Annotated in this window: 25 protein-coding genes and 1 pseudogene; 14 read left to right on the top strand and 12 right to left on the bottom strand. The window is 48.5% G+C overall.

Annotation, left to right across the window (positions count from 1 at the left end):
- Positions 1-64: 64 nt before the first annotated feature.
- The gene (locus tag AXI59_RS01580; RefSeq protein WP_061527196.1) at positions 65-421 is read right to left on the bottom strand and encodes a YisL family protein; all 357 of its coding nucleotides are present in this window, start codon (positions 419-421) and stop codon (positions 65-67) included.
- A 92-nt stretch (positions 422-513) separates the two neighbouring features.
- On the bottom strand, positions 514-1,419 hold the full coding sequence (locus AXI59_RS01575; protein ID WP_061521767.1) for a fumarylacetoacetate hydrolase family protein: 906 nt from the start codon (positions 1,417-1,419) through the stop codon (positions 514-516).
- A 205-nt stretch (positions 1,420-1,624) separates the two neighbouring features.
- Between AXI59_RS01575 and AXI59_RS01570 the strand changes: the two genes are divergently transcribed.
- The 7 genes from AXI59_RS01570 (at position 1,625) to AXI59_RS01535 (ending at position 4,175) form a co-directional block, all read left to right on the top strand.
- Positions 1,625-1,822, top strand: a complete 198-nt coding sequence (locus tag AXI59_RS01570; protein WP_061527195.1) for an aspartyl-phosphate phosphatase Spo0E family protein — start codon at positions 1,625-1,627, stop codon at positions 1,820-1,822.
- 408 nt (positions 1,823-2,230) lie between these two features.
- Positions 2,231-2,452, top strand: a complete 222-nt coding sequence (locus tag AXI59_RS01560) for a spore germination protein (RefSeq protein ID WP_061521764.1) — start codon at positions 2,231-2,233, stop codon at positions 2,450-2,452.
- Positions 2,453-2,464: 12 nt separating this feature from the next.
- The gene (locus AXI59_RS01555; protein ID WP_061521763.1) at positions 2,465-2,698 is read left to right on the top strand and encodes a spore germination protein GerPB; all 234 of its coding nucleotides are present in this window, start codon (positions 2,465-2,467) and stop codon (positions 2,696-2,698) included.
- Positions 2,699-2,731: 33 nt separating this feature from the next.
- Complete coding sequence (gene gerPC, locus AXI59_RS01550; protein WP_061527194.1) at positions 2,732-3,349, top strand: spore germination protein GerPC; 618 nt, start codon at positions 2,732-2,734, stop codon at positions 3,347-3,349.
- Complete coding sequence (locus AXI59_RS01545) at positions 3,346-3,522, top strand: hypothetical protein (protein ID WP_061521761.1); 177 nt, start codon at positions 3,346-3,348, stop codon at positions 3,520-3,522. Before gerPC ends, AXI59_RS01545 begins: the two co-directional genes overlap by 4 nt.
- Positions 3,522-3,917 (top strand): spore germination protein GerPE, encoded by a 396-nt coding sequence (locus tag AXI59_RS01540; protein WP_061521760.1) that lies wholly within the window; start codon positions 3,522-3,524, stop codon positions 3,915-3,917. The genes AXI59_RS01545 and AXI59_RS01540 overlap by 1 nt, the downstream gene beginning before the upstream one ends.
- A gap of 39 nt (positions 3,918-3,956) precedes the next feature.
- Positions 3,957-4,175 carry a spore germination protein gene (locus tag AXI59_RS01535; protein ID WP_061521759.1) on the top strand — a complete coding sequence of 73 codons (219 nt, stop codon included), beginning with the start codon at positions 3,957-3,959 and terminating at the stop codon, positions 4,173-4,175.
- 40 nt (positions 4,176-4,215) lie between these two features.
- Here AXI59_RS01535 and AXI59_RS18990 read toward each other — a convergent pair.
- The 6 genes and pseudogenes from AXI59_RS18990 to addB form a co-directional block, all read right to left on the bottom strand.
- Positions 4,216-4,444 (bottom strand): annotated as a pseudogene (locus AXI59_RS18990) (HNH endonuclease); the annotation flags it as partial.
- A 114-nt stretch (positions 4,445-4,558) separates the two neighbouring features.
- Positions 4,559-4,930: an iron chaperone gene (locus AXI59_RS01525; RefSeq protein ID WP_061527192.1), complete on the bottom strand. Its 372-nt coding sequence runs from the start codon at positions 4,928-4,930 to the stop codon at positions 4,559-4,561.
- A 177-nt stretch (positions 4,931-5,107) separates the two neighbouring features.
- A complete protein-coding gene (sbcC, locus tag AXI59_RS01520; protein WP_061527191.1) occupies positions 5,108-8,500 on the bottom strand; it encodes an exonuclease subunit SbcC in 3,393 nt (1,130 codons plus the stop codon).
- Entirely contained in the window at positions 8,497-9,669 is a 1,173-nt protein-coding gene (sbcD, locus tag AXI59_RS01515; protein WP_061527190.1) for an exonuclease subunit SbcD, read from the bottom strand. Before sbcD ends, sbcC begins: the two co-directional genes overlap by 4 nt.
- Before the next feature lie 64 nt (positions 9,670-9,733).
- On the bottom strand, positions 9,734-13,438 hold the full coding sequence (gene addA, locus AXI59_RS01510; protein WP_061527189.1) for a helicase-exonuclease AddAB subunit AddA: 3,705 nt from the start codon (positions 13,436-13,438) through the stop codon (positions 9,734-9,736).
- Positions 13,425-16,925, bottom strand: a complete 3,501-nt coding sequence (gene addB, locus AXI59_RS01505; RefSeq protein WP_061527188.1) for a helicase-exonuclease AddAB subunit AddB — start codon at positions 16,923-16,925, stop codon at positions 13,425-13,427. The genes addA and addB overlap by 14 nt, the downstream gene beginning before the upstream one ends.
- A gap of 142 nt (positions 16,926-17,067) precedes the next feature.
- Here addB and AXI59_RS01500 point away from each other — a divergent pair, with 142 nt between their 5' ends.
- The 4 genes from AXI59_RS01500 (at position 17,068) to AXI59_RS01485 (ending at position 20,004) form a co-directional block, all read left to right on the top strand.
- Positions 17,068-17,778 (top strand): DUF421 domain-containing protein, encoded by a 711-nt coding sequence (locus tag AXI59_RS01500; RefSeq protein ID WP_061521753.1) that lies wholly within the window; start codon positions 17,068-17,070, stop codon positions 17,776-17,778.
- Between the two features lie 66 nt (positions 17,779-17,844).
- Complete coding sequence (locus AXI59_RS01495) at positions 17,845-18,330, top strand: ferritin-like domain-containing protein (protein WP_061527187.1); 486 nt, start codon at positions 17,845-17,847, stop codon at positions 18,328-18,330.
- Positions 18,331-18,362: 32 nt separating this feature from the next.
- Entirely contained in the window at positions 18,363-18,695 is a 333-nt protein-coding gene (locus AXI59_RS01490; RefSeq protein WP_061521751.1) for a four-helix bundle copper-binding protein, read from the top strand.
- A gap of 166 nt (positions 18,696-18,861) precedes the next feature.
- Positions 18,862-20,004: an AbrB family transcriptional regulator gene (locus tag AXI59_RS01485; RefSeq protein ID WP_061527186.1), complete on the top strand. Its 1,143-nt coding sequence runs from the start codon at positions 18,862-18,864 to the stop codon at positions 20,002-20,004.
- A 54-nt stretch (positions 20,005-20,058) separates the two neighbouring features.
- Here the strand turns inward: AXI59_RS01485 and AXI59_RS01480 are convergent, their stop codons facing one another.
- From AXI59_RS01480 to AXI59_RS01465, 4 genes are all read right to left on the bottom strand, one after another.
- Complete coding sequence (locus AXI59_RS01480; protein ID WP_061527185.1) at positions 20,059-20,583, bottom strand: MarR family transcriptional regulator; 525 nt, start codon at positions 20,581-20,583, stop codon at positions 20,059-20,061.
- A gap of 82 nt (positions 20,584-20,665) precedes the next feature.
- Positions 20,666-22,147: a monooxygenase gene (locus AXI59_RS01475; protein ID WP_061527210.1), complete on the bottom strand. Its 1,482-nt coding sequence runs from the start codon at positions 22,145-22,147 to the stop codon at positions 20,666-20,668.
- Positions 22,148-22,290: 143 nt separating this feature from the next.
- Complete coding sequence (lepB, locus tag AXI59_RS01470) at positions 22,291-22,806, bottom strand: signal peptidase I (RefSeq protein WP_061521747.1); 516 nt, start codon at positions 22,804-22,806, stop codon at positions 22,291-22,293.
- Positions 22,803-23,429 carry a TVP38/TMEM64 family protein gene (locus tag AXI59_RS01465; protein ID WP_061527184.1) on the bottom strand — a complete coding sequence of 209 codons (627 nt, stop codon included), beginning with the start codon at positions 23,427-23,429 and terminating at the stop codon, positions 22,803-22,805. The genes lepB and AXI59_RS01465 overlap by 4 nt, the downstream gene beginning before the upstream one ends.
- A gap of 155 nt (positions 23,430-23,584) precedes the next feature.
- Between AXI59_RS01465 and AXI59_RS01460 the strand changes: the two genes are divergently transcribed.
- The 3 genes from AXI59_RS01460 (at position 23,585) to AXI59_RS01450 (ending at position 25,734) form a co-directional block, all read left to right on the top strand.
- On the top strand, positions 23,585-23,944 hold the full coding sequence (locus AXI59_RS01460) for a YhjD family protein (RefSeq protein ID WP_061521745.1): 360 nt from the start codon (positions 23,585-23,587) through the stop codon (positions 23,942-23,944).
- Positions 23,945-24,067: 123 nt separating this feature from the next.
- Positions 24,068-24,268 carry a DUF3311 domain-containing protein gene (locus AXI59_RS01455; RefSeq protein WP_061527183.1) on the top strand — a complete coding sequence of 67 codons (201 nt, stop codon included), beginning with the start codon at positions 24,068-24,070 and terminating at the stop codon, positions 24,266-24,268.
- Positions 24,265-25,734, top strand: a complete 1,470-nt coding sequence (locus AXI59_RS01450; protein ID WP_061527182.1) for a sodium:solute symporter family protein — start codon at positions 24,265-24,267, stop codon at positions 25,732-25,734. The genes AXI59_RS01455 and AXI59_RS01450 overlap by 4 nt, the downstream gene beginning before the upstream one ends.
- Positions 25,735-25,756: the final 22 nt, after the last annotated feature.

Raw genomic sequence — 25,756 nt, 5'->3', positions numbered from 1 at the left:
AAGTGAAACTTTAAGGTGCAAATAAAAAACCCGGATTTCACATCCGGGTCATCAACATCATCGATTAAAATAAGTGAAAGCCGATCGGCAAATGCAGGCCGAGTAAAACCGTCAGGACGAGAATGATGATAAAACCGATCCACATGCCCGCAGTCGACTTGGCTTTCTTCTTGCGGATCAGAAGCATTTCCATCAGGCCGATAGTAATGATGCCGAGCAGCATTTTGCCGGCGTATTCTCCGTTCCAGTTAGCAAAACGGACAAACAGCTCAGCGCCGGTCAAAATAATAATAATATAGAATAAGCGCAGAATCATATGCGTGATTTTCGCGCCCTTCGCTTTTCCGGAACCGTACAGCCCGTAGCTGACAAATACCAGAATAAGCGCAATGACCCATGATGTAATATGCCAATGTGTCATAATTTTCAATTCCCCCTATCAGATCAATCTGCCTCACTTATGGTACCACAACAAGCCGCAAGGAGCATTATCAATCGCAGAAAGACACACAATTATCCGATTTGATTCGACAGCGTGCCGATCGGCTCAATCGTAATGTCAATGCGATCGCCCGGTTTCAGAAATTTCGGCGGGTGAAAGCCTTTGCCGACGCCGGACGGTGTTCCCGTCGCAATAATATCTCCTGCTTCAAGCGTCATTCCTTTTGAAAGCGTCTCAATCAATTCCGCAATCGGAAAAATCATGTCGCCTGCCGAACCGGATTGGCGCAGCTCCCCGTTTACCCGCGTCTCGACCTTAAGGCTTTGCGGATCGCTTACCGCGGACTTATGTACAATGACCGGACCCATAGGACACGTCGTATCAAGGCTTTTGCCGATGAAAAACTGTTTATGCTTTTTTTGCAGATCCCGAGCAGTAATATCGTTTACAATGGTGTATCCGAATATATAATCGTGCGCTTCTTCTTTGGAAATGTGCGATCCGGTTTTTGAAATGACGACCGCGAGCTCTCCCTCATAATCAAGCTGCTCCGTTACGCCGGCGTGGCTTTTGACTGTATCGCCGTGTCCGATAACGGTTGTCGGCGACTTGGTAAATACCATGGGGTGCTCCGGAATATCCGCTTCACTTCCCATTTCAATGGCGTGATCCCGATAATTTTTCCCGATGCAGATCACATTCTTTGAAGGTCTGGGGATAGGCGCACAAAGCTTCACGTCAGACAGCGCATACATAAATGACCCGGACTCATCATTCGGTTTTTTCGCCCATTCTGCAAGCTGCCGGGCATGCGCGGCAAACTTATCTCCTTTTTTAATACATTCCATCAGCGAACCCGGAATCGTCTCAAGTTCAAACAGTCTTTTTTCAGCCTTTTGCAAATCTAAGATTTTGTCATCATCAATGATCAGACCGACAAACTTTCGGTTGTTCAGTTCCCCTGTCGCAAATTTCATGTTAATCCCCCATCATTTTTAAATCTGCCGTTCCTCTACCTATTCTTTCTCCAAGGACGGAAATCCTTTTTTCATCACGGTAAAAGAGTATCAAATATTGTCACTTTTTTAGTCATATTGACGAAATAAAACCTTCTCGGACAAAATAGGTTATACTATCATCATCCTATGTTTTCCAAAATAATCGAGAATTGGAGATCACACGATGAACAGAAAAATTGAAGAAATGAGATTGACCTTATTCGAAACAGCACAAAAATTCGGAATCAATGCGACAGAGACCATCCGGTGCAGCCAAGAGCTGGACATCCTCTTAAACGGATGCCGTGCTGAGCTTATCCAATGTGAACAAGCCAAAGACACCGGGGAGTCCGGCGGTTCAGACAGATTGATTCAGCTGTAAGCCCCAAAAAACCATGAAGGAGCCAGCCCTATGAAAACAAATACACGGATCAAAGCCCCGTCACCATCAGACATCATGATCCCGCAATCCGGTTTCCTCAATAAGGCGCGGGCCATTTACAAGCTGCATGAAAAATTGATAAAGAGATGGTCTCTCTTACACATGATATATGTTTCAAAAAAACAGCAAACACATACGTTGTGCAGTATGTATGAATGCAAATGCACAAGTGAGGCGCAATGAAGCGCTGTTTAACATCGGCGGCAGTGTGTCACTGGTGTTTTTTGCGCCCGCCGATTTTTTCCTCTCACAAAAATGTGCGTTTGTCATAAGCTATTTTAGGCAGGCAGCCCAAGTAAGCTCCTGATGTGCAATTTTCCAACACCTTCACGAAAAGGATGTGCTCGTATGCCCGCAATTGTCGGAGCGTTTAAAATTAATGCCGTCGGTACGAGCGGAGTCGTGCATATAGGCGACTGCATCACCATTTCTCCCAAAAGCGAGGTTAAGACATTTGCCGGAGCGGGCAGCTTCAATACCGGAGACAATCTTACACTGACGAATTACAGAAACACAACGAATGTGTACGATAATGATGTAATCGATCAGCCAATGGCAGGAAATGCATAAGGAGGCCTAAACATGAATTTTTACGTCAATCAAACGATCCAAATCAATTACATGCGTGTTGAATCTGTCAGTAACTCCTCCATTCTGCAAATTGGAAGCGCCGGTTCTATCAAATCGCTTTCTAACCTGTATAATACGGGAAGTTATGTTGAACCAGCGCCGGCCGTCAGCGCGGGGCAGCCTGTAACCGTTTCGGAGGGTGAGGGTACGCCGGCACTTGTGCCGCTTCGGTCTTCAAGCCGGTAATTACAGAAGGAAAACACATGCGAGGTGAATGTAATGTATGACCAATCCGTTTCATCCTACTTGCAGAATTTAAATTCCTTCGTCCAGCAGCAGGCGCTGCAAATTCAGGAGCTCGAAAGGCAGCTGAAAGAGTTTCAAAATGAAATGTCCACGATGAAACAGCGGCCCTCCACAACGATCGAGCGGCTGGAGTATAAATTTGACCAGCTAAAGATTGAACGGCTCGAAGGTACGCTGAATATCGGGCTGAATCCGACTGATCCGAACGCCGTGCAAAATTTCGAAGTCAGCCAGACATCTCCGCAGGTCGGAATGATGCAGCAGGAACAGGCGGGCCAGCAAATGCAGCAAATCCGCCAGAATGTTGATATGTACTTGAATGAAGAAATCCCCCTTCTGCTAGAACAGCTCGAACAGCACTATGAAAGCAGGCTTGACGAAACAAACAAATATCACATTATAGAAGATATCAGAAAACAGATGGACAGCCGGATTCAATATTACATGTCACATGTAAAAAAAGAAGAAAACATGCAGCCCGCGCAATATGCCGAGCAAATCGCTGAACACGTCAAGCGGGATATCGTAAGGGCAGTCGAGCATTTTATTAAACACATACCTGGTGAAATGAAAGGTGATGATCCATCATGATTTTTACGGTTATTAACCGGCATATCGAAGTCGGCGACATCCATTCTGCCGGGGTATCGAGTTCCTCCCTATTATTAATCGGTGATACGGATTCAGTCTACTTGTCTTCGATTTTTGACACGCCGCCGGAATCTCTCATTATCGGGCCTGTAATCCCGCTGTCTCCTGAATAATGTTAAAGCGAATTTCACGCCTCAGGCTCGCCAAGGTCAATGCAATCGGGATTGCAAGTGTCTTTCAAGCCGGAGACACAAATGAAATTGATATGAAAACGAAAGTATTCGCCGTGCAGCGTCCAATTGCAACATATAGAGACGATGAAGGAAATTTTCACAAAAAAGAATACCAAGTCTTTCAGCAGCCGGCCGTGATGCCGCTTCCGGAAACAGGCGTCCAAAGCGCTTTCTGCCACGAAATGCCTTCTATTCAAGTCAGGAGTGTCAAAGTTCAGGGGTTGTCGACCTCTTCTGTGTTTCAGGCCGGCTCAGCGTCAGTTGTGCTCGGGGATTCGAGACTTAAGCATATTAGGCAGATTGAGTCGCCAAACTCACAATCATCACGGAGCTGACATATAATGACGGTGAGACTTCTATAAAGGGTGTCGTTTATGCCAGCAATTACCGGACCTATAGCTATCAATTCCATATCGGGCGGAGTCGTAAACTTTGGTGATTCCTTTTACCTTTCTCCAAAAAGCTCTTCTAAATCTGCGCTCGGTTCGGGAGCAGGCAACACCGGAGATTTCCTGTTATTAAACAACGTTGTCAATGCGACAAACTATATAGACCCCGATGTCAACGATCAGGATATGGTTGGAAATGCATGAAAAGCAGCCGCTCTATATGGAGAGGGCTGCTTTTTGGTGTTCAGTTTTTTCGTTCATTTGGTTTTTTTGTTTTCACAAGCTTTTCCGGGAGGCTGGTTTCTGATCCAGTTCACAATCGGGCGAGTTTCGGATCACGCCGCAATTCGTCAACCCCGAAAGCCTGACTGCCGGCTCCTGATTCGTATACAGGGCTTGATCCTGTTTATGGCAGGGGATGCAAAGCATCGCAGCCGAAAGAATGTCCCGCCTTCTTCCTTAGGCGTCAGGTGCCAAAAGGGACTGGTGCAATGAGTCTGTCAACTCCTTATTCTCCCTGCGGTCCGCAACCATACGGGGCTCTCTCGCCTTCTTGAAAGGCTTAGAAGCACATTTAACCCCTTTTTTTATTTCCGCCAAAAAGTTGAACAGTCTGCCTTATCTACCATATTAAACTCGATCATTTTCTTAAGTAATGAGAAATCAATCGGACGATCCCACGGGATGCGTACCAACTGCTTGGTATGCTCATAGCCAGCCTGCACTATATCATCAGAAAAATGAATGATCCCTGCCCTTTCAGGGGAAACAGCCAAATGATTTTTGGATACGCTAAAGCCAATAATAAATGTACCATGATCGGTAAACATAGGCTGGTTCCACTTAATTGCCGGCATTAAGTTTGGAAATTCCTTGGTTATCCAGACCAAAACTTTTTCCGTCCGAGCCCGGTGTTCCGTATGATCAATATTTGCTAAATATTCTTTAAAAACGTCCATATTGCTCCCTTCTAAAATAAAAATTATGTTTGAACGATGTAATTTTTATGCCGAACTTTGTTAGGAAACTATGTTAGCAATGATTGTTTTGTGTTCTTCCGCTTGTTTGTCAGCCGCACATGACGGCGCCGCATCATTCACATGTCCCTCGGCAGGTTTCGCCATCTTTTTCCTTTTCTACATCAGCTCTAATGTGACACGGGTGCCTTTTCCGCTCGGCTCGGCCGGATGAACGATGAGTTTTTTCGGCAGCCGCGCCCTCAGCTCCTGCACGTGGCTGATCACCCCGACAGACAGATTGTCTGATTGGAGCTTTTCAAGCGCGGTGACAACGGTATCCAATAATCCTTGGTCAAGAGTGCCGAAGCCTTCATCTAAGAAAAAGAATTGCAGCGGATATTGCCCCCGCAGCTGAATTTGAGCGGACAATGCAAGCGCAAGCGACAGCGAAGTAAGGAACGTCTCCCCTCCTGAAAGGCTTGATACGGGACGTTTGACGCCCCCGTTTGCATCGTCGCGCATGACGAAGCCGCCTTCTGAATCGACTAATATCGCATATCGCTGCCGTGTCAGCGCCCCGAGCCGGGCAGAGGCATCACGCGCCACGCTTTCCAGCTGTTCTTCGGCTAAGAATTCGACAAATGTATTGCCTTTACATACGGACTGAAGCTTATCAAGCCTGTCGATATGCGTCTGCCAGCTTTTCAGCTCGGCTTCGATTTCTTTAAAGCGTTTATGCTGTTCTTTCATGACCGTAAAGGCTTTCGCCTGCGCCCCTTTTTCCTCCATGGCGGCGCCGAATTCCGCCTCCGCCTGCTGCAGCAGCGAAACGGTCTCTGTCCATTCTTCTTGAGTTACTTGCCGTTCGGCTAATTTATCAGTGACGCGGCGGATATTTGCAATCAGCTGTTTTGTACGGTCTTGAAATTCATCAATTTCTTTTTTTATCTGCTCTGACTGCTCTTGCGGAAGCAGGCTTTTTTTGACATCGGCTGCTTCTGTAAAGACGGTGTCTTTCGAGCGTTCCCGCCAGTCTTTTTCCGCTTTCTCAAGTGCTGCCTTTGCATCCCTTAATGAAATGTCACTGCCGGAAGCCCGTCCTTTTGCTTCATTTAGAGACTGCTGGGCCTGCTTCAGCTCGTCAAAAAGGGTTTGTTCTTTCGTTTTTAACAGCTTTAATTCGCTTTGCACCGCTTCGAGCTTTGCGGCGATCGGCGTTCCTTCAGCTGACGTACCGAGCTCGTTTTCATAACCTTCGATGACCTGCCGGAGGCGCTCTGACGCATAGTGAAGCTCCAGCCGCTCCCGTTCAAGCTGATGGCATTTTTCCTGCAGCTGTTCTTTTTCCTCTTCATGCTCTTTCAGAAATGCGATGCTGCGTTCAATTCGCTTCTCGCATTCCTCGGCTTGCTGATCCTTCTCTTCTATGGACGCCTGCCGTTTGTCAATTTGGTTCAGCGGCACATCCCCGCATGCTTCGTTATACTGCCGCAGCCGGTTTTCTGACAACGATTGAAGCTCCTCTAACGACTCGCGTAGGCGCTCCGCTTCTTTTTCCTCGTAGCGAATCCGTTCGTTCAGCTGTTCCGCCTGTTTAACGGTGTTTTGATATGCGCTGATCAGCTTTGTGACCTTCATTTTGACCGACAGCAAATCCTGCTTCATTTGTTTCCATTCCAAACGGACGGCGCCGAACGCTTCATCGAGCGGGAGGCCGTGGATGGAAGAAGCTGCTTCAAGCTCCGGCACTTGGGCTGTTTGTAAAAACGGGCATTCTTCGATGAAGCGCCCTGACTGCTCCTCTAATGTAACCTTTGCTGTCAGCACTTCCTGAGAAAGGGACGCCGCTTCACCCAGCAGCGCCTCGATCTGCTGTAAATGTTCTTGTGTGTCCGTATCAGGCGTGTAGGTTTCGTGTGCGGATTGCGTTCGGTCATGATGGGTTGAGCCGCACACGGGACAAGGCTTTCCTTCGATTAGTTTTTCCGATAATTCTTTCGTTAATGCAGCCGTTCTCGCTTCCTCACGACGGATGCGGAGTTCCGTTTGCGTCTCGTTTGCCCTCTCGGATGCGGCCTTAATTGACTTTTCCGTTTCACATACCATATGATAAACGGCTTGAACCGTCTGATAGGCGCGGATGATCTCTTCCTCTTCTGTTTTTGCTTTAGCGGCGAGCGCCTTGTGTTCGTCATTCAGCTTTTCTAAGCTTTTCGTTTGCCTTTCAAGGTTTGCCTTTTCTTTTGTGATTTGTTCTTTTGTCTGCTGAATGCCGAGCGCAAGCTGTGCTGCGGTTTGGCATTTTTTCCGTTCATCGGCGGTCACCTGGACTGTTTTCAGCTGCTCTTTCAGCTCATTCTGCCGTTCTTGCCCGCGTGTCAGACGGTCTTTGACTGCGATCAGCTGTTTTGAAGCCGCTTCGAATTCTTCCTCTTTTTTGCTGCGCTCCGCCTTTGTTTTTGCGGCTTCTTTTTTCGCTTCCGTCAGCTTTTGCTCGGTTTCTAAAAGCCTTGCGTAAAGCTCCTGCTCCTTCAGCAGCTTCGGTTCCTGTTCAGCTTTATGGGCCCGCCATTTCTCATAAGCTTCATTTTTTTGGTCAAATAATGCGGTTTCTGCCGCTAATTGCCGTTCGGCCAGTTCGTGCTCCCGTATGGCCCGTTCGTTTTGACGGACGGCTTCACGGTAACGATCGGCGTACGGCTCTAACGCCGCAGCGGATTCCGCTTCTGCAAGCCGATTTGTTAAGGCGATGATGTGCGGCCGTTTTTCATCAAGACCGCTTTGCTGCCGTTCATATTCGTTTTTTTCTGTTTGCAGATTCCAAATCTCCTGATGGTCCTGATGGCGCTCTTTTGCTTGTGCGCGTTTCTTTTCCGCGGCCTCAAGGCGCTCCTTTGCCTCCTGAAACTGCTGCTCGGCCTGTTGCAGCGCTTCCTCTCCGGCATCGCCGAGACCTGACTGCTCCGCAAGCATTTCATTTTTTTTCGCGGCCGCTTCCTGCGCCCGCCGCCGCAATCTTTTGACAAGCCTGTCTCCATATTGCTCCAGATTAAAGAGACGCTGGAGCATGTGCCTGCGTTCTGTGCCTTTGAGCGAAAGGAATTCCGCGAACTTCCCTTGAGGCAGAACGACGGCTCTTGTAAAGTCGTCAATGGTCAGCCCGAGAAGCTCCTCCACTTTTTTATTCACTTCATTTGCTTTATCGGCAAGCACGGTTTGTTCCTCTTTTATTTCAATCAAACGGCAGAGGGCTGTTTTGACCTTTGTTTCATCCGTTCTCTTAAACACGCGCTCCACCTTGTAAGAAATCCGATGGTTGGCTTGCAGCGCGAATGTAAAAGAAACGGCGAGCTGATCTTCCGCATGGTTCAGAATGCCGTGCGTATTATTCGCGGCGCGCTCCACTTTTCCGTATAACGCAAGTGTCATCGCGTCAAGAATAGAGGATTTTCCGCTGCCCGTCGGCCCGAAAATCCCGAAAACCCCGGCGCCTGACAGTCCGGCAAAATCGATGGTCTGCTCCTCTCTGAAACTGTGGAGCCCTTTTATCGTTAACAGGATCGGCTTCATTTCACATCCTCCTCATCATCTGCTGACGCAAGCTCTAAAAACAGCTTGACCATCTCATCATCAGGTACGGCGCCGCCCGTTTGTTTTTCATAAAATGTCTTAAACCGATCCTCAATTGACATCTGTTTCACTTCAATCCGATCTCTGTCCGTCTTCTTCTCCGCAAAAATCGGCCTGATGTGGATAAAGCCCGGATGCGCCTTTCTCAGCCGGTGAATCTCCTCTAGAGAAAGCTGATCCGTCAAATGGATATCAAGATCGATCCAGGCGTTCCGGTCACGTCCTTCATCCAGCCAGCCATGGACTTCACTCAGCCCGTTCGCCTTCCACTTGACAAGCGGTTTTCCGGCGGATAAGAAAATCTCTTCCCACTTCGCTTCACCGCCGGGCCGGGCTTCTACAACCGTCACCGATTTGGCGTAGCCGGCTTCTGAAAAGCTGTACGCCAGCGGGGATCCGGAATAACGGGAAGCCGTTTTGGCCCGCTTGATCGTTTGCGGACGGTGCAGGTGGCCGAGAGCCACGTATGCGGCATCATGGGGAAGGCTTTCTGCTGCGACCGTGTAGGCGCCTCCAACTTCAATCGGCCGCTCGGAATCGGTTTGGTTTCCGCCTGCGACATAAATGTGGCTTGCCGCGATTTTAACAGCATCATCCCGGCACAATCCGCACATATGTGAAAATGCCTGTCTAATTTTCACATCGTAATGGTCCCGGAGAAGCTTTTCCTCAAACGTATCAGACAGCACTTCGTTTAATCTCGCCTCTGACGGATACGCAAGCGCAGCAACAGCTAACAGCTCGCCTGCCGAAGGAACTTCAATGTGGATAGGTTCTGTCCGCGGATAGCCGATTAAATGAATGCCCCGTTCATTTGTTAATGAGGAAGCCGCCGCCAGCCTGTCAGGATTGTCGTGATTCCCGGCAATGACGACAACCGGGCGTTTTCCGCCGTCAGAAAGGGCGGAAAGGCTTTCGTAATACAATTGCTCGGCGAGCGCGGGGGGATTTACCGTGTCAAATACATCTCCCGCCATAATGACCGCATCAATGTTTTCTTCCTTTACAATTGCGTTCAGCTCTTCCAATACCTCGGCCTGCTCGTTCAGACGGCTTCTGCCTTCAAGCGTTTTTCCGAGGTGCCAGTCGGCTGTATGTAAAATCCGCAAAATGCATTCACCTCACTTTTTAATAGAAAAAAAGATCCGCTCCTAATAGGAGCTCCGGATCTTCTTACAGCGTGAGCACGCGGCCTCCATCGAAGAAATAGAGCGCACGCCCTTTCACTTTTGTTTTTGTAATTTGTTCTACCGCTTTTGTATATAGTTCGATTTGTGTTTCATATCTTTTTTGAAGAATCGGAGCGGCGCCTTCAAATCCGCTGCGGAACTTTCCTTCAATCCGATCTGTTTTATAGTCAAGCAAATACAGTCCGTCAGCCGTTTCGTACAGACAATCAATAATTCCCTGCACCAGCAGCGGTTCGCCTGCCGTTTCAGCATCAGAATAAACCTCATTTGCCGGAAGCGCCATACTGAACGGCACTTCGCGGTCAATCCGTTTCGCCCTGAGAAGGTCTGCACCGACATCGGTATGGAAGAAATGTATGATTTCTTCGATTTCAATCGCGGCGCGCTGCTCTTCTGTCAGCAATTCCTTTTCATAAAGCGACCGGACCGTACGCTCCGCTTCTTCGGCAGTCGGCACATGCGTCAGCGGAATGTGCTGCATCACGGTATGCATCGCTGTTCCTTTTTCGGCGGCGGTCAGCCCTTTTTTCATCATAAAGCCCGGGCGCCTGTATAACAGACTGTCTCCGGACGGCTTTAAAAGGGAACGGCCGGTGTATTCATCCTCGTACTCTTGCTTTCGCTTCAATTCAGAAACAGACTGCTTCGTCCGGATGGCTGTCAGCTTTTGATACGGATACTCCCACTCAAGAAAACGGCGCGCCTGTTCGGCAAATGAAAATGAACCTGAGACCGGCTCGCCTTGTTTGATTGCTTCCAGACGCGCGCTTTTTTCTTCGGCACGTTCTTCGATATCATCATCGAGCAATTCACTATGCTGAAGCATGCGAATGTGAAAACGTGACGAATCTTGCGCGATGTCCTCCGGAGCCGCAAGACCCGGCGCTCTAAACGGCTCCATATCACGGTGGCGGATGAGCGCCGGCCCGATAAAGTCCAAATAGGATGACGCCTGATAACGGTCAAATTCAGAAAGAAGCCAATCTGTTTGACCTGCTTGGGCCTGCCATTTTGCCAGCTGTTTTTCACGGTTTTTGCAGGAACCGACGAGAAACAGCTTTTCCTTCGCTCTCGTCAGCGCCACGTACAGAACGCGAAGCTCTTCGGACAAAAGCTCTCTGCGCATTTTTTTCTTCATCGCAATAAGCGGAAGCGTCGGGTAGCTGATTCTAAGCTCCGGATGAATATATTTCGTGCCGAAGCCAAGCTCCTTGTCGAGCAGGTATGGTTTATTTACATCCATCATATTAAAGTTTCTGCCGAGTCCCGCAGTGAAGACGACAGGGAATTCAAGCCCTTTGCTGCTGTGGATCGTCATCAGTCGAACGACATCTTCCTGCTCGCTGAGCGCTCGGGCCGTCCCCAGATCATCACCGCGCTCCTGCATACGCTCGATAAACCGCAAGAAGCGAAATAAACCGCGGAATGCCGTCGCTTCGTAAGAGCGCGCCCGGTCGTACAAGACGCGTAAATTGGCCTGGCGCTGTTTTCCGCCCGGCATGCCGCCGACATAATCAAAGTATCCGGTGTCGCGGTACACTTCCCAAATAAGCTCAGACACTGAGTGATTCGTGGAAAATGACCGCCACTTTTGTAAGTCGGAATCAAACGTTCTCAGTTTTTGATAGAGCTTATCGTGTCTGTCTCCGCTTGCCAAATATGCTTTCACCGCTTCATAATACGGTGCTTTTTTATATTCCAGGCGAATCAGCGCAAGCTCGTTCTCATCACAGCCGACGATAGGAGAGCGCAGCACGGAGGCGAGCGGAATATCCTGATACGGATTATCAATCACCTTTAAGACAGAAAGCGCAGCCGCCACCTCAACGGCTTCAAAATAACCTGACGTCAAATTGGCGTAAACCGGAATGCCTTGGTTTTTCAGCTCTTCCATGATTTGCGGAGCCCACGGCATGGAACGCAGCAAAATGACAATATCCCGGTATTGGATGTTCCGGTGTGTTTTTGTTTTTCCGTCATACACCTTAAACGGTGATGAGACGAGCCGGCGAATCTCCTTCGCCATTGCTTTCGCTTCAAGCTGCACCGTTTCAAAATCTTCAGCACCCTCGTCACTTTCTGAATCATCGGCGCTGTCAATCAGCAGCAGCTCCGTTTTCGTCTCTTCATTCGGAGGATATGATGCCCCGAGCTTCAGTTCCGCCTGCTCATCATAATCCACCTCGCCGATTTTGCCGCCCATCAGCTGCTTAAACAAGAAATTGGTGCTGTCCAAAATATCCGATCTGCTCCGGAAATTTTGGTTAAGATCAATTTTCAGACCTGCGCCTTCCCCATTTTCGGTAAACCGTTTATATTTTCCGAGGAACAGAAGCGGCTCAGCCAGCCTGAAACGATAGATTGATTGCTTTACATCCCCTACCATAAACAGGTTTCCCGACTCCTCAGACCCGCTTTTGACAAGCTGCAATATCGATTCCTGCACCAGATTGGTATCTTGGTATTCATCAACAAGCACTTCTTGAAACTGCTCTTGGTAATATGCGGCGGCTTCACTTGCCGCCCGTTCTCCTTTTTCATTCACGTCAGATAAAATAGCCAGGCAATAATGTTCCAAATCCGAAAAATCAATGATCGATTTCTCTTGTTTTGCCGCTTCAAATCGTTTTCCGTATGAAATTACGAGCTGAACAAGAGTTTCAATGACAGGTTTCATGTCTTGTAAACTCTTCATATGCTCCTCAGGGCTTCTAGTAAAATAGTCAGTTTTTAATTTTTCGATCAGTTTTTTCGCGCCGTTTCGTAAATCAGTCGCTTCCTCTAAAAGCGCCTTGTCAAATTCGTCCCCTTTTACCGCCTTGGCGCGCTTAAATGTCACAGCGGGAACCCGTTTATACAGCTCCGTAAAGTCATGCCGGCAGCTGATCAGCTCCTCTATCTGCGCAAGATCATCGAGAAAATTGTCAGCGCGCGGCGCGGGGCCGCCGGGCGCTTTTGTAAGCTCAAGCGCCCGCTCGAGCTTTTGCTTTGCCCCGTCCAGCGCCATTGCGGCATCCTCGCTCACATATGCGTAAAACGGCAGCTCTTCAATCCGGCTTCCTTCAGTCACATCATACAGATGAACAAAGCTTTTCAGCCATGCTTCCGGGTCAGGGTGCGAACGGGAATACTCGTACACCCGCTTGACGAGAGCTTGAAGATCCAAATCGTGCCGATCCGTCGTATATCTGTCAACAAGCTCAAAAAACGCCTGATCTCCCTTTGCGTATTCGTCCTCAAACAGTTCATCAAGCACTTCATCTCCGAGCAGTTCGCCTTCCGTCTGGTCAGCCATCCGAAAACCGGGGTCAAGATCGATCATATAATAATATTTTCTCAGCACCTGCAAACAGAAGGAATGCAGCGTCGAAATACTGGCCTTATTTAAAAGGGACAGCTGCCGTCTGATATGCAAAGATCCGGGCCGTTTGGCCAGCTCTTTGTCCAAAGCCTCGGCGATCCGATGCTTCATTTCCGCCGCAGATGCGTTTGTAAATGTCACCACAAGAAGGCGGTCTACATCAATCGGCTCATCTTCAGCCGTTATTTTTCTGATCATTCGTTCGACAAGCACAGCGGTTTTGCCTGATCCGGCTGCTGCTGCAACAAGGATATCGCGGCCGGAAGAGACGATGGCGTTCCATTGGTCCATCGTCCATATGCTGTCTTGCGGTTTAGGAATGTGCATTATCATCCGCCTCCTTTTTCAGCCAATCGAGTATGGTGCCGTCTTTTTCGGCTTTCAGGCTTCGGTATTCGTTTTCCTCCAGTGATTCATCAAACTGGCATACGGATTTAAACGCGCAGAACGTACAAGGTGTCTTATCTTTCAGCTTATACGGGGTAATGGACACAAGTCCGTCTGTAATCGCCTCGCCCGCCTGCTGAAATGTCCGCCGCACATGGTCTGTAAGCAGATGAAAATCACGTTCCCCGACTACCGCAGAATCAGATCTTAAAGAACCGTCCTTTTTCAAACCGGCATTGATAATGTTCGACCGCCCTTCCTCCAATGTCGTATCCATCAGGCGGATCGCCTCCTGATCACCGAGCAAGAGGCCTTTCATTTTAAATTTCTTAAATATTTCTTGCTCAATTTCATCAAGCCCGAGCGGCAGATTCGCTTGAATCATCGGATCATGAATATGAAAATACAGCACTCCGGCCGGCGTCGCTTTCATGCCGAGCCAATCGGCTGAGTGTGTGATCGACAAATCAAGATAGGTAAGCATTTGCAGAGCGAGCCCGTAATACACTTCAGCCAGATCAAGGCCTTTATCGCTCGATTTATAATCAACGATTCTCAGCAGAAGGCCTTTTGAGCTTTCCGCTTTATCGACACGGTCAATCCGTCCGACAAGCTCCATCGTACATCCGTTTTTCAAAGTGAAGGTGAGCGGCGGCAGCGGGCCGTTCCCTCCAAAACCGAGCTCCAGCCCGATCGGGACAAAGCCGCTTGCCTTCGCATGTTCGCTTAATATGCCCGAAACGCGGGTGACGATTTTCTGCAGCTTTTCTTTTACATAAAAATGTCTGTTTGAACTGAGTAAAATCTCTTTTTGCAGCTTCGGCGCAAGCCGTTCTACCGCATCATAGGAGAAATTCCGGCACTGATCCTTCGTCAAATCGCGCCAATCCAGCTTTTGCTCGCGCAGACGGTCTGAAATCAGCTTCAGGCTGGAATGAAACAGCTGTCCGATATCCGGCGCTTCAAGCTTGAAAAACTGCCGCTCTTTTAATTGCAGCCCGTGGGATGCAAAATGGGAAAACTGGCAGGCGTTAAATGCCTCCATCCGGGATACGCTGCCTTTAATATGCTCTCCGTAAAGCTGACGCGAAACAGGCCGTTCAAGCCGTTGGGCATCATTGCGGAAAAACAGGCTGGAGAACAGCTTCTTTGCGCTCCATTTGTCAGGCCCATTTATCAGCACATTGTATGCGCTCCACCACACATCACTGATCTCATACTCTCTTGTCCATAATCTGAGCTGGCTTGCCGTATACGTTCGCGCCACCTGTTTATTGACAAGGTAATGAAGCTGCTCCTCTTCACTCACCTGCTCAGGATCACCCGCTAACAGCTTTTCCTGATGTTCCGGGAAAAGATCGCCTAGCCTGTTCACCACGATTGACGGCAGGAGCGTCTTTCCTTCCGCGTCGGCAATCGGGTATGACACATAAAGACGGTCAGAAGGGCTTGAAAGCGCCATATAGATCAGAAAATGTTCATCAAGGAGCCGCTCGCGGCCTGCGGAAGACAGCTCTACACCGATCGTTTTCAGCCACTCTCGATCGTCATCAGACAAAACGCCGCTTTCATCCGGCCGTGCGGGAAGGACGCCGTCGTTCGCTCCGATGACAAAAGTGCAGGACGTTCCATAAATTCTTGATAAATCCATATTGCCTACAAACACCTGGTCAAGCGCAGGGGGAATCAAAGAAAAATTGAGCGATTCCGCTCCCGTTTCAAACATTTGCTGAAACAGCGCCAAAGACATTTCATCTTCACCCATCATGCCGGCAAACTCCTCGAGAAGCTGAATGACGGCATCCCATGCCTGGCTGTGCTGCTGCGCTTCAATGATGTTTCCGGCCTCTTCCGCCCGCTGCCGTTTGCGGTCAAGTTTTAACGGAACATCGGTATCTTCCAAATAGAGATAAAGAGCTTCCGCCATGCTTTGTACTGTTTTTGCTTTTTTCAGCCGTTTTTGGAGCTGGAAAAGCGGCGCAGCAATCCATTCCTTCGTTTCGTTCAGCATGTCCTCAATCTCAATTTCTTGATCCGTTTGCGCAAACTCCTCATCCAGTGATACGAAGCGCCTGTATGTAAAACGGTCTCCGTTCGTCCAGCGCTCGCCCTTAATTCCATAGGCGATACAATAGTTTTCGAGCTGATCGACCTGTTCTCTCATCTTCCGCTCCGGCTGATCAAGAGGGAATAGCAGTTCGGTTTTCGCACAGCGAAACACCGCTTCATATCTCCAATTTCCCTTCACCACATCCAAGCTTGAGCGGATAAATTCAATGAGCGGGTGATGCTGCATAGAAGCTTTTCCGTCAATAAAGTAAGGAAGCTCGTAATCTGCAAACACTTCTTTCAGCACATCTTTATAATCTTCCGGCTGTCGGATGAGAATAGCCATATCTCTGTACCGATACCCTTTGTCCCTGACAAGGGAATGAATTTCCCGGGCAATACCCTCCAGCTCCGCTCTTCTGTTTTGCGCCTGCATAACAGTAAAAGCCTCCTGACCGTTTACAAACGGACGAGCCGGACGCACATCATATTGCGCCTCGGCGTGGGCAAGCTCAGGCGCATGTTTATGCCTTTTTGTGCCATGCAGTTCTTTACAGGAAATATCAGCGTTCAGTTCCTTTGCCGTCTGGTAAAGCTTATAGTATGTGCTGCCCGTCATTCTGAACAAATCCAGCTCATCGGGCGCGCGCTCTGCCGAAGGTTTGTCAGCCGTCAATGAAAATGTCACATGTTCAGCCTGCATAATCAGCTGTTCCAGCACTCTGAATTCCTGCGGCGTAAATTGGTAAAAGCCGTCCACATAGATACGGGCGCCTTTTATATCATCCGCCAAAGGGATCTGCTGTGCGAGCAGCGTCAAATAATCCTCTGAATGCAAGTATTGGCCGTCAAGGCTTCTTTCCATCTGCTGATATAAGAGCCCTAAATCATGCAGCTTTTCAGCCAGCACCCGCTCTCCGCGATATTCAGACGACGTTCCGCTCTCTGCCATCCGGCGGATATCGGCGGGCTCAAGACAGTAGCGCTTAAACTCTGTCAGCATCCTTTCCACCTGCTCGGTAAATCCGCTTTTATCACTTGCCTTTTGATACACTTTGAAATCGTGCTTATGTTCTTCAATCAGCTTTCTCAAAAGCATTTGCACGCCAGTCGTCGTCACAAACGGGCGGTTCATTCCGCCGGTATTCTGAAGCACACGCCATGCTAAACGTGAAAAGCTGAATACTTGAGCGCGTATCATGCCGCCGATATCAGGCGTTTTAGCAAGCTCATATTCCATTAAAAACGTCATTTGATCCGGGACTAGAAAAATGATAGGCTTCCCGAACGGCTCCCGGCGCAGTTCATCTTGAATGCTGTCGATTATCAGCCTCGTTTTCCCACTCCCGGATCTGCCTACTAAAAACTCAACACCCAATTAGAAGACCCCTCTCTTTTTACCTTTCTACATTTTATCGAAAATTGACGAAAATGACCAATCTGATCTGCTGGTAAAAACGGGATGCTTGTTTTAAAAAGATCAGTTTTTGTCCAACCTAAAAAGAAAAAGGATTAAACATATGTCAGAATATCCCGAAGTCATTATACGAACCGCCCTTTCGTTCAGTATTCTTTTTATCGGCGCCCGTTTACTCGGAAAACAAACCATTTCACAAATGACGCTTTTTGATTTCATTGCAGCCATCTCGCTCGGCGCCATTACGGCAAATTTATCGTTTAATACAAAGCTGCCGATTCATTATACTGTCATTGCTTACACCATCTTTGTAACGATCATTTACGGAGTCGCATATTTTTCTATGAAAAACAGAGCCGTCAGAGGCTTCTTTGCAGGAAAACCGACCATTGTTATCCAAAACGGCAAAATACTCGAAAACAACATGAAAACAATGCGTTATACCATCGACTATCTAAACCAGCAGCTGCGTGAAAAAGATATATTTGACGTTTCTCAAGTCCAAACCGCCATAATCGAAACGAACGGAGGCATGTCTGTTGAAAAAAAACCGGAATATGCGGCCGTCACAAGACAAGACCTCGGCATTTCCGCCGAACAGAAAAAAAACTTTGCGGTAGAGCTCGTCATGGACGGAGAACTGGTCACTAAGAACCTGAAAGAAAACCACGTATCGGAAACGTGGCTGAGAAAAGAGCTGGACAAGAGGCAGCTTAAAGTGAGCGACGTCGTATACGCTGTCCGCGGAAGCAATGGCCGCCTGTTCATCGATACTTATGATGATCATATTACATCTCCCGTCGATCAAGAATAAGCAATGATATCCGCACATGTCACGGTATGTGATCGTATACTGTATAAAAAATACGGGGGTGAGCCCATGTACGACAATTACTTTCCTTGCACAGCCGTATACAGAGACGACTCTGTCCTCATAAAAGACCTTATAAAATCAATCAACGGAGAATACAGCGCCGTAATTTGCTACTCGATCCTGGCCGAGAAAGCGCCGACCGCAGAAATCAGAAAACGAATCGAACACATCAGAGAGGAAGAAGTGCGCCACCTTCACGCCTTTTCTTCACTGTATACCTCGATTACCAGAAAACACTTAACGCCCAAACAAACAGAGCATTGTCCGCATTCATATAGAGACGGGCTGAAGTCGGCTTTCTTCGACGAACAAAGAACGGCTGATTTTTATCTGCACGCAGCCGACAGATCCTCAAACCTTGAGGCGAAGCAATTATTTGCGCGCACGGCTCAAGACGAGCAGCGTCATGCCGTCTGGTTTTTATATGATATGATACATCTCCCCTCCCGCCACCCGGCAGGTTTGACTTCGAACTCGCCGGGAAAAGGATAACCATCCTGACACATTCGGGGGAGGTTATGCAAATGGTACAATTGCAAAATTCGCAAGCCTGTCTTGAGGCATGTATCAGCTGTATGGAGGCTTGCAACAGGTGTTTTCATCAGTGTCTGTCTGAGCAGAACCATGATGAATTAAGCGAATGCATTCGGCTTGACAGAGAATGCGCGGACATGTGCGCGTTTGCCGTACGGGCGATAGAAGCAGAAAGCCCGTTTGCAGCCGAGATTTGTGCGCTGTGCGCCGGCATTTGCGAAGCGTGCGCAAAAGAGTGCCAGATGCACGATCATGACCATTGCCAGGCGTGCGCAAAAGCATGCTTTACATGTGCTGAGGCCTGCCGGAAAATGGCGGCCTAGCGGAAAAAGCTCCTGATCAGGAGCTTTTTTTACGTTTACGATAAGAAAACCGAATGGCTGATGAGTAATAATTAATAATTTATTTATCTTAAAATCTATACTATAGTTATAGTAAGTTAACGAGCTTAACAATTAAATATGAACGTTTTAGGAAGAAGGGTTTTTAGTGAAGAAAGACAAACATCTCCTTTCGGATATCTGGTTTATCCTCATCAGTGCGGCAGGGGGGTTTCTTCTTTCGTTTACAGGTATGTCTATCGCATGGATGCTCGGAACGCTTATGGCCGGCTGCATCCTTTCCATCGTGCGGCCGCGCTGGCTGTTTATGGCGCCTGACAGAAGAGGCATTCACCGCAGATGGCTCGCGTTAGGACAAATGATTCTCGGAATCGAGCTTGGCCAGAAATTGAACTTGTCCGTACTTTCAGTCTTACGGGAGCACTGGCTGCCGGTGGGCATCATGCTGATTTTCTCCATTGTCATGGCCCTGTTTTCCGGATATGTGCTCTGGCGCTTCAGCCGGACGGACATGATGACAAGCTTTGTAGGCACGGCCCCCGGCGGTCTGTCCGCCATGCCCGGCATCGCTCAGGAAGTCGGCGCCAATACAGCCATCGTAAGCCTCATCCAGCTGATGCGCGTCCTCTTGGTCGTCATGACGATTCCGTTTCTGGTCATTTTCTTATTTACGAAACAAAACGGCGCATCTCAGGCAGCCGCAGGAGCGATGGCATCGGGAGCCGCAAATGCAGGGCTTATCCCCGTCCTGCTAACGGCCGGGTTTATTTTGGCCGCGTGGCTGTCCAGTAAAGGAGCCAAACTGCTGAAATTTCCGGCTCCGTGGCTGCTCGGCAGCATGATAGGCGTTGCGGCTGCTCAAATCGGCGTGTCAGGTTTTGCGGGGCAGGATATCCTGGCCTGGTGGCCGCCGGAAGCGAACCAGCTGTCTCAGATTTTTCTAGGCGCCACGATCGGTTCAAAAATGTATAAAAGCATGTTTACAGGCGTCACAAGGGTGCTTACCGTCGGATTCATTTCCTCAGTCGGGTTAATCGGGGCCATGATTCTGAGCGCGGTGATCGTTTCTAAGCTGACGGGCATTCCGATGATTACATCCGTTCTCGCCTTCGCACCCGGCGGCATCGCCGAGATGGCGGCAACCTCCATCACGCTGCATGAGGATTCGACCTTCGTCGTTGCGGTTCAGGTTATTCGGGTTATTCTTGTCATCGCCATGCTTCCGCCGTTTTACCGGCTGCTGCATCACCTTTCTCAAGAAGGCAGCGGCCAATTAGAAAAAAGAACCTGAACTTGATCATGTCTGCACAAAGTAAAAAACACGCATATCATCTGCGTGTTTTTTTCATTCGAAGAATCGGGTTCCATCAGCCTTGACAGAGCGCCAGTTTGCCGAAAGATCACGAAACAGCCGTTCAGCAAATAACAGCTCTTCTTCTGTATAGCGGTCCAAAAACCTCATAAACCGCTCCTTAATGTTTTCGTGGTACTCATGATGAAGGCTGTGAAGCTCTTTCCCAGCAGGCGCCAGCCGGAAATAGACTTCCTTTTTATTATCGCTCAGCCGGGTTCTGCGCAGAAAGCCTGCTTGTAAAAACTTCGAGCAGATTCTTGATACAGTGGCTTTTGTTGTCTCCATTTTATCAGTGATCGATGTCACATTAATCGGCTCATGATCTCCGATACAAGACAATACATGAATTTCCGTCAGCGTCAGCTGAAGTTTTTTGCCGTTTTCCTCACGGAGCTGCTCAATCCGCCCGGCCAAAGAAGCTCTGATTTCCTCCTCACACCTCTCCTGCTGGTGAAAAATATCAGTCAATCGTTCAAGAATCGTATGCTTTGCGTGTTCAAGATGGCTGGAATCCAACTGCCGGTCACCCTTCCGTATTCATTTGTTTCTTCTACTATATCGTTTTGTTACGGAAGAAACAATCGAATCACGAAAAATGTTATGACTTCAATCCCCAGCGCTTCATACCGGCCAATACGACTTCTTCCGCATCGGTTCTTAATACGTCCGCCGCCCAAGCCACATGGCCGTCCGGCCGTATCAATACGGTATGGACATTCTGCCAATCGGCACGCGTTTCAGAAAGAAAAGCCCGGACAGCCGCCACTCTCCCTGTATCAAAATCGGCAGGTATGCTTTCTCTTAATGACAGCAGCACAAATGCGCCCTTCCGAAGAAAATCATACAGCCGGACGGCACGGCCGTCCTGAAGAATAAGCTCCATATCCGGCAGCCGTTTTCCGTTGAGGACATGCGGCGGCATATCGGGATCAGGTTCGTAATGCACATCAAGAGCAGATATTTTCCCCGCTATATATCGATTGGATTCCGGAAAAGCCAATAAAGCTGACACCGTGTCCCTTAATGCGAGCCCCGAGTCGGTGAAATCGATCAGCCTCGTCTGCACTTCTGTATTGCGCAAAATGTCTTCCCCCGCTCTGTGCCTTTCCTCATGATAGCTGTCCAAAAGATGCGGCGGCGCTTCACCTTTGATTTGCGAGGCCAGCTTCCACCCGAGGTTGACTGCATCCTGAAGCCCCGCATTCAGCCCTTGCCCTCCAGCAGGAAAATGAATGTGCGCCGCATCCCCCGCAACCAAAATCCGGCCGGAACGATACCGGTCAGCTTGCCGCTGCGCATTGCCAAACCGTGACATCCACACAGGATCACTCAGCCCGAAATCCGTTCCGCATATCCGGCGGAGCTCTTTCTTCAGCTCATTTTCGGTGACCGGTTCATCTTTCCGCTTTTGCGGCAGGTGCGGAGAAACGATAATGACACGGTAAAGACCGTCCGGCAGAGGGACAATGACAGCTGCTCCCTGTTGACCGCACACTGAAAAAAATGCTGACTCAGGCGGATTTTTCAGCGCGGCGTCCCCGAGCGTCCCCGTCATTGTGGCATCCGTGCCCGGAAAAGCGATCCCGGCCTGTTTCCGCACGATGCTTCCCGCTCCGTCCGCGCCGACAGCATATATGCTGTCTATCGTACGGATGCCGCTGCCGTCTTGCAATACCGTCTGCACCCCGTTCTCATGCTGCGTCACAGCCAAAACTTCCGTCCCGCGCACGATCTCAGCGCCTAAGCCTGCCGCATACTCTTCCAAAAGCCGCTCTGTATCTGCCTGAGGTAGCAATAGTGAATAATTTTGCTTTGAATCCAGCACAGAAAAATCGAGACGGGCATCCAGCATAGAAAAATGGCCGGCAGACAGTTTTGTTCCTTCGGCCAGAAATCGCTCCAATATGCCTCTCATCGCCAAAAGCTCCAGCGTGCGCGGATGCAGAACGAGCGCTTTTGAATACGGCACCGTTTCCTTCAGACGTTCAATGACACACGTTTTCACCCCGGCCAGCGCAAGTTCTGACGCAAGCATAAGCCCGACCGGCCCTCCCCCGATAATGACAGCCTCTGTTTTCATTTGATCAGCTCCTTCTTTTTTGTTACGCACGAAACAAAAAAAACCAAAAATAAAGTGTGTATTTTTTGTTACACGCGTAACAATTTTCATTATAAACTTACTTCCAAATATTCGCAATCATTTTTCTGCAAAAAAGACGCCCTTCATTTGGCGTCTGATTCATTGATGACCCCGACAATATTTTTATCCTTAATCGGGCCGAAGTGGCGGCTGTCGAAGCTGTATATACGGTTGTCACCGACGACAAAATATTGTCCCTTCGGTATCTTTTTCCGGCCTGTCGTTTCCTTCAATGTATAGTCACCGGTCACATGGCTTCCGGAAGACAGCGATGACTTCAATGGTTTCAAAAACGGCTCGGCCACGCGTTTTCCGTTTACATACAGCTGATCATCCCTGTATGCAATGGACTCGCCGGGCAGTCCGATGACACGTTTAATCAGCACTTTATGATGCGGGCCTTTAAACAGAACAATATCGAAGCGGCGGATTGTTTTATAACGATGGGAAAACTTGTTGACCATCAGCTCATTTCCTTGTTTAAAGGTCGGATTCATACTGATTCCTTCAACTTTATAATCAATAAAAATGGCATTTTTTAATTGTATGGCCAAAACAACGATAAGCACGCCGGCTATAAACCAAAACCGTTTTTTCAAGATTCTTGTCTCCCTCCGTCTTTCTCATGCTGACTGACTCTTGTGTGTAAACGCCGCTCGATACGCTTTCCGGCATACCACAGCGCAGCGATCACCGCGATCGCAATTACCATCCGGACGGGCTGTGTGATGAGCGCGTGAAGATCATATCCGATAAAGCTGATCATAAAGATCATGACCAATTTCCCCATGGCAGCGGCTGTCATAAACTGCAGCGCACCTACCCGTGACAGGCCGGCAACAACATGCACCGCGGCCGAAGGCGTAAAGGGAAAGCACAGTAAAATAAACAGCGGGCCGAATCCATGGCGCTCCACCCAAAGCATCATCTTTCTTACTGATTGATGCCTCCGGATAAAACCGAAAGCCCTTTTCTGACCGAAGCGGCGGACGGTATAAAACATAAGCACCGATCCCGCGGCCGATCCGAGCCAAGACAGAAAAAAACCTTCCCACAATCCAAACGAATTCGTATTCGCTACAACAAACGCAACAAGCGGCAAAAATGGAAGAAACGCTTCAATAAAAGGTAAAAGTACCGCAGCAGCAGGACCGAAAGATCTATAACTTTGGAACCACTCCGTCAGCTGCTCCTCAGTCAAATATGAAAAGAATTGCTCCAACGTTTATACTCCTTAACGAGTTTGTCTATCCTTATTCTACACATTATCTCCGAAAAACGAAAATGTTTACGGGATTTTCTGTCTTGAAACATAACGAAAACGAGTATAGAATAAAAACAAGAACAAACGTTCTCTTTAAGAAAGAAGGAGTTTTTATGCCTAACATCCAGACTGACACCATTAATCTCATTGAACGGGGGTTGTTTTTACCCATGGCTGTCACCATCCTGAACCGGGATCTAGAAGCGCTTGACTCATGCCCGTTCAAATTAAAACAACCCTATAAACAGCTTATCAGCTGCTCTTTAAAATTAGCACAAAAGGATTTGGCTGATGTTCGAAAACAGTTAAGAAAGCGTAAAATTAAAATATATGAGGAGGACAGGGATGAAGCATTTACGCTTTATGTCTGCACCGTAAACGGGTATGAAGAAAAGCACCGCTATTTCAATCCCAGAATTCGGGAACAGGTAAACACCTTGCTGGAATATTATCTGTTTGCCGCTAAAACTTAAAAAGCAGCACGGACTGCTTTTACTTTTCCTCACCGTAAATTTCAGACTATTCACACTATACATTCAACATGATTTTATTTATAATTCGGGACACGCTGTTTTTTATTTAAAAGGAGGAATGTTATGAAACTGATTCATGTACTCGCTGCCCTGCCCTTTTTAGGAATTCTTGCCGGCATCCCATTCGCCAATCGGGTGACCCCTTATCTTTTCGGTATGCCTTTCATCCTTGCATATGTTGTCATATGGGCCTTGCTGACCTCTGTGCTGATGGCGGCTGTTTACAAACTGGACAAGGAAAACAAGGCGGGTGATGCAGAATGAACGCAGCTTTCATCATGATGGCCGCCGTGCTCTTATTTTGTGTATATCTTGGAATCCGCGCCCGAAAAGGAAAAAATATGGACCTTGAACAATGGACGGTTGGCGGACGCGGCTTCAGCACGTTGTTTGTCTTTTTATTAATGGCGGGAGAAATTTACACGACCTTTACGTTTCTCGGCGGAAGCGGATGGGCTTACGGAAAAGGAGGCCCCGCCTTTTATATCATCGCTTACGGCTGCCTCGCTTACATTTTGTCGTACTGGCTTTTGCCGGCGGTCTGGGCCTATGCCAAAAAACATAAACTGATGTCACAATCTGATTTCTTCATTTCAAAATATAAAAGTCCGCTCCTCGGTATTCTCGTGTCACTCGTGGGCATTTGCGCCCTCATTCCCTACCTCGTCCTGCAGCTGAAAGGCCTCGGATTGATTGTTTCGGCAACATCCTACGGGCTGATTTCCCCGTCCGCCGCGATCTGGATCGGTGCAGCATCCATCACGATATATGTCATGATTTCAGGCATTCACGGATCTGCCTGGATATCAGTCGTCAAAGATATTATGATTTTAGGTGTTGTGTTATATTTAGGAATTTACATGCCGATTCATTACTATGGCGGCTTTTCAGAAATGTTCAGAGAAATTGAAGCCGCAAAACCGGGTTTTCTCACTCTCCCTGAAACCGGACAGAGCGTTTCATGGTTCAGCTCGACCGTCCTGCTGACAGCCCTCGGCTTTTACATGTGGCCCCATACCTTCGCAGCATCATATTCAGCAGAGCATCCGCGGGTTTTCCGGAAAAACGCGATCATGATGCCTCTATACCAGCTAGTCCTGCTGTTTGTCATCTTTGTCGGATTTGCGGCGATTCTCCAAGTGCCCGGATTAAAAGGAGCAGATACGGATCTCGCATTATTAAAGCTTTCACTGCAAACATTTGATCCTTGGTTTGTCGGCATTATCGGGGCGGCGGGAATACTGACAGCGCTTGTTCCCGGTTCGATGATTTTAATGGCCTCAAGCACGCTGTTCGCTAAAAATGTATATAAAGCCATCGCACCCGAAGCATCCGACAAAACGGTATCACAATTGGCAAAATACGCCGTTCCCGTGATTGCGCTGATTTCCGTGTGTTTTACGCTGAAAGGCGGAAACACCATCGTCACCTTGCTTTTAATGGGATACAGCCTCGTCACACAGCTTTTCCCGGCGCTTGTATTCAGCCTGCCGAAACAGCGTTTTGTCACGAGCCAAGGCGCTTTTGCCGGCATATTGGCAGGGGTCGGAACGGTTGCGTTCATCACGCTGACCAAATCGACCATCGGAACCCTTTTCCCGTCCCTCCCGCAAACCGTTAAAGATATGAATACAGGCATTATCGCATTGGTTTTGAATACGGCAGTTATGTTTGCGGTCAGCGCCGCTGTCAGAAAAAAACAAATCAATGCAGCCGAAAGGGCCGCATAGATGGTAAGATAGAGGTATGTGA

This window comes from Bacillus nakamurai, assembly GCF_001584325.1.
In the GTDB taxonomy this organism is placed as follows: Bacteria; Bacillota; Bacilli; order Bacillales; family Bacillaceae; genus Bacillus; species Bacillus nakamurai.
This window is presented reverse-complemented; position numbering and strand designations above follow the sequence as displayed.

Excerpts from the sequence above, each read along its gene's own strand:
- AXI59_RS01580 (WP_061527196.1), bottom strand. The coding sequence starts at position 421 with ATGACACATTGGCATATTACATCATGGGTCATTGCGCTTATTCTGGTA.
- AXI59_RS01575 (WP_061521767.1), bottom strand. The coding sequence starts at position 1,419 with ATGAAATTTGCGACAGGGGAACTGAACAACCGAAAGTTTGTCGGTCTG.
- AXI59_RS01570 (WP_061527195.1), top strand. The coding sequence starts at position 1,625 with ATGAACAGAAAAATTGAAGAAATGAGATTGACCTTATTCGAAACAGCA.
- AXI59_RS01560 (WP_061521764.1), top strand. The coding sequence starts at position 2,231 with ATGCCCGCAATTGTCGGAGCGTTTAAAATTAATGCCGTCGGTACGAGC.
- AXI59_RS01555 (WP_061521763.1), top strand. The coding sequence starts at position 2,465 with ATGAATTTTTACGTCAATCAAACGATCCAAATCAATTACATGCGTGTT.
- gerPC (WP_061527194.1), top strand. The coding sequence starts at position 2,732 with ATGTATGACCAATCCGTTTCATCCTACTTGCAGAATTTAAATTCCTTC.
- AXI59_RS01545 (WP_061521761.1), top strand. The coding sequence starts at position 3,346 with ATGATTTTTACGGTTATTAACCGGCATATCGAAGTCGGCGACATCCAT.
- AXI59_RS01540 (WP_061521760.1), top strand. The coding sequence starts at position 3,522 with ATGTTAAAGCGAATTTCACGCCTCAGGCTCGCCAAGGTCAATGCAATC.
- AXI59_RS01535 (WP_061521759.1), top strand. The coding sequence starts at position 3,957 with ATGCCAGCAATTACCGGACCTATAGCTATCAATTCCATATCGGGCGGA.
- AXI59_RS01525 (WP_061527192.1), bottom strand. The coding sequence starts at position 4,930 with ATGGACGTTTTTAAAGAATATTTAGCAAATATTGATCATACGGAACAC.
- sbcC (WP_061527191.1), bottom strand. The coding sequence starts at position 8,500 with ATGAAGCCGATCCTGTTAACGATAAAAGGGCTCCACAGTTTCAGAGAG.
- addA (WP_061527189.1), bottom strand. The coding sequence starts at position 13,438 with ATGCACATTCCTAAACCGCAAGACAGCATATGGACGATGGACCAATGG.
- AXI59_RS01500 (WP_061521753.1), top strand. The coding sequence starts at position 17,068 with ATGTCAGAATATCCCGAAGTCATTATACGAACCGCCCTTTCGTTCAGT.
- AXI59_RS01495 (WP_061527187.1), top strand. The coding sequence starts at position 17,845 with ATGTACGACAATTACTTTCCTTGCACAGCCGTATACAGAGACGACTCT.
- AXI59_RS01490 (WP_061521751.1), top strand. The coding sequence starts at position 18,363 with ATGGTACAATTGCAAAATTCGCAAGCCTGTCTTGAGGCATGTATCAGC.
- AXI59_RS01475 (WP_061527210.1), bottom strand. The coding sequence starts at position 22,147 with ATGAAAACAGAGGCTGTCATTATCGGGGGAGGGCCGGTCGGGCTTATG.
- AXI59_RS01460 (WP_061521745.1), top strand. The coding sequence starts at position 23,585 with ATGCCTAACATCCAGACTGACACCATTAATCTCATTGAACGGGGGTTG.
- AXI59_RS01455 (WP_061527183.1), top strand. The coding sequence starts at position 24,068 with ATGAAACTGATTCATGTACTCGCTGCCCTGCCCTTTTTAGGAATTCTT.
- AXI59_RS01450 (WP_061527182.1), top strand. The coding sequence starts at position 24,265 with ATGAACGCAGCTTTCATCATGATGGCCGCCGTGCTCTTATTTTGTGTA.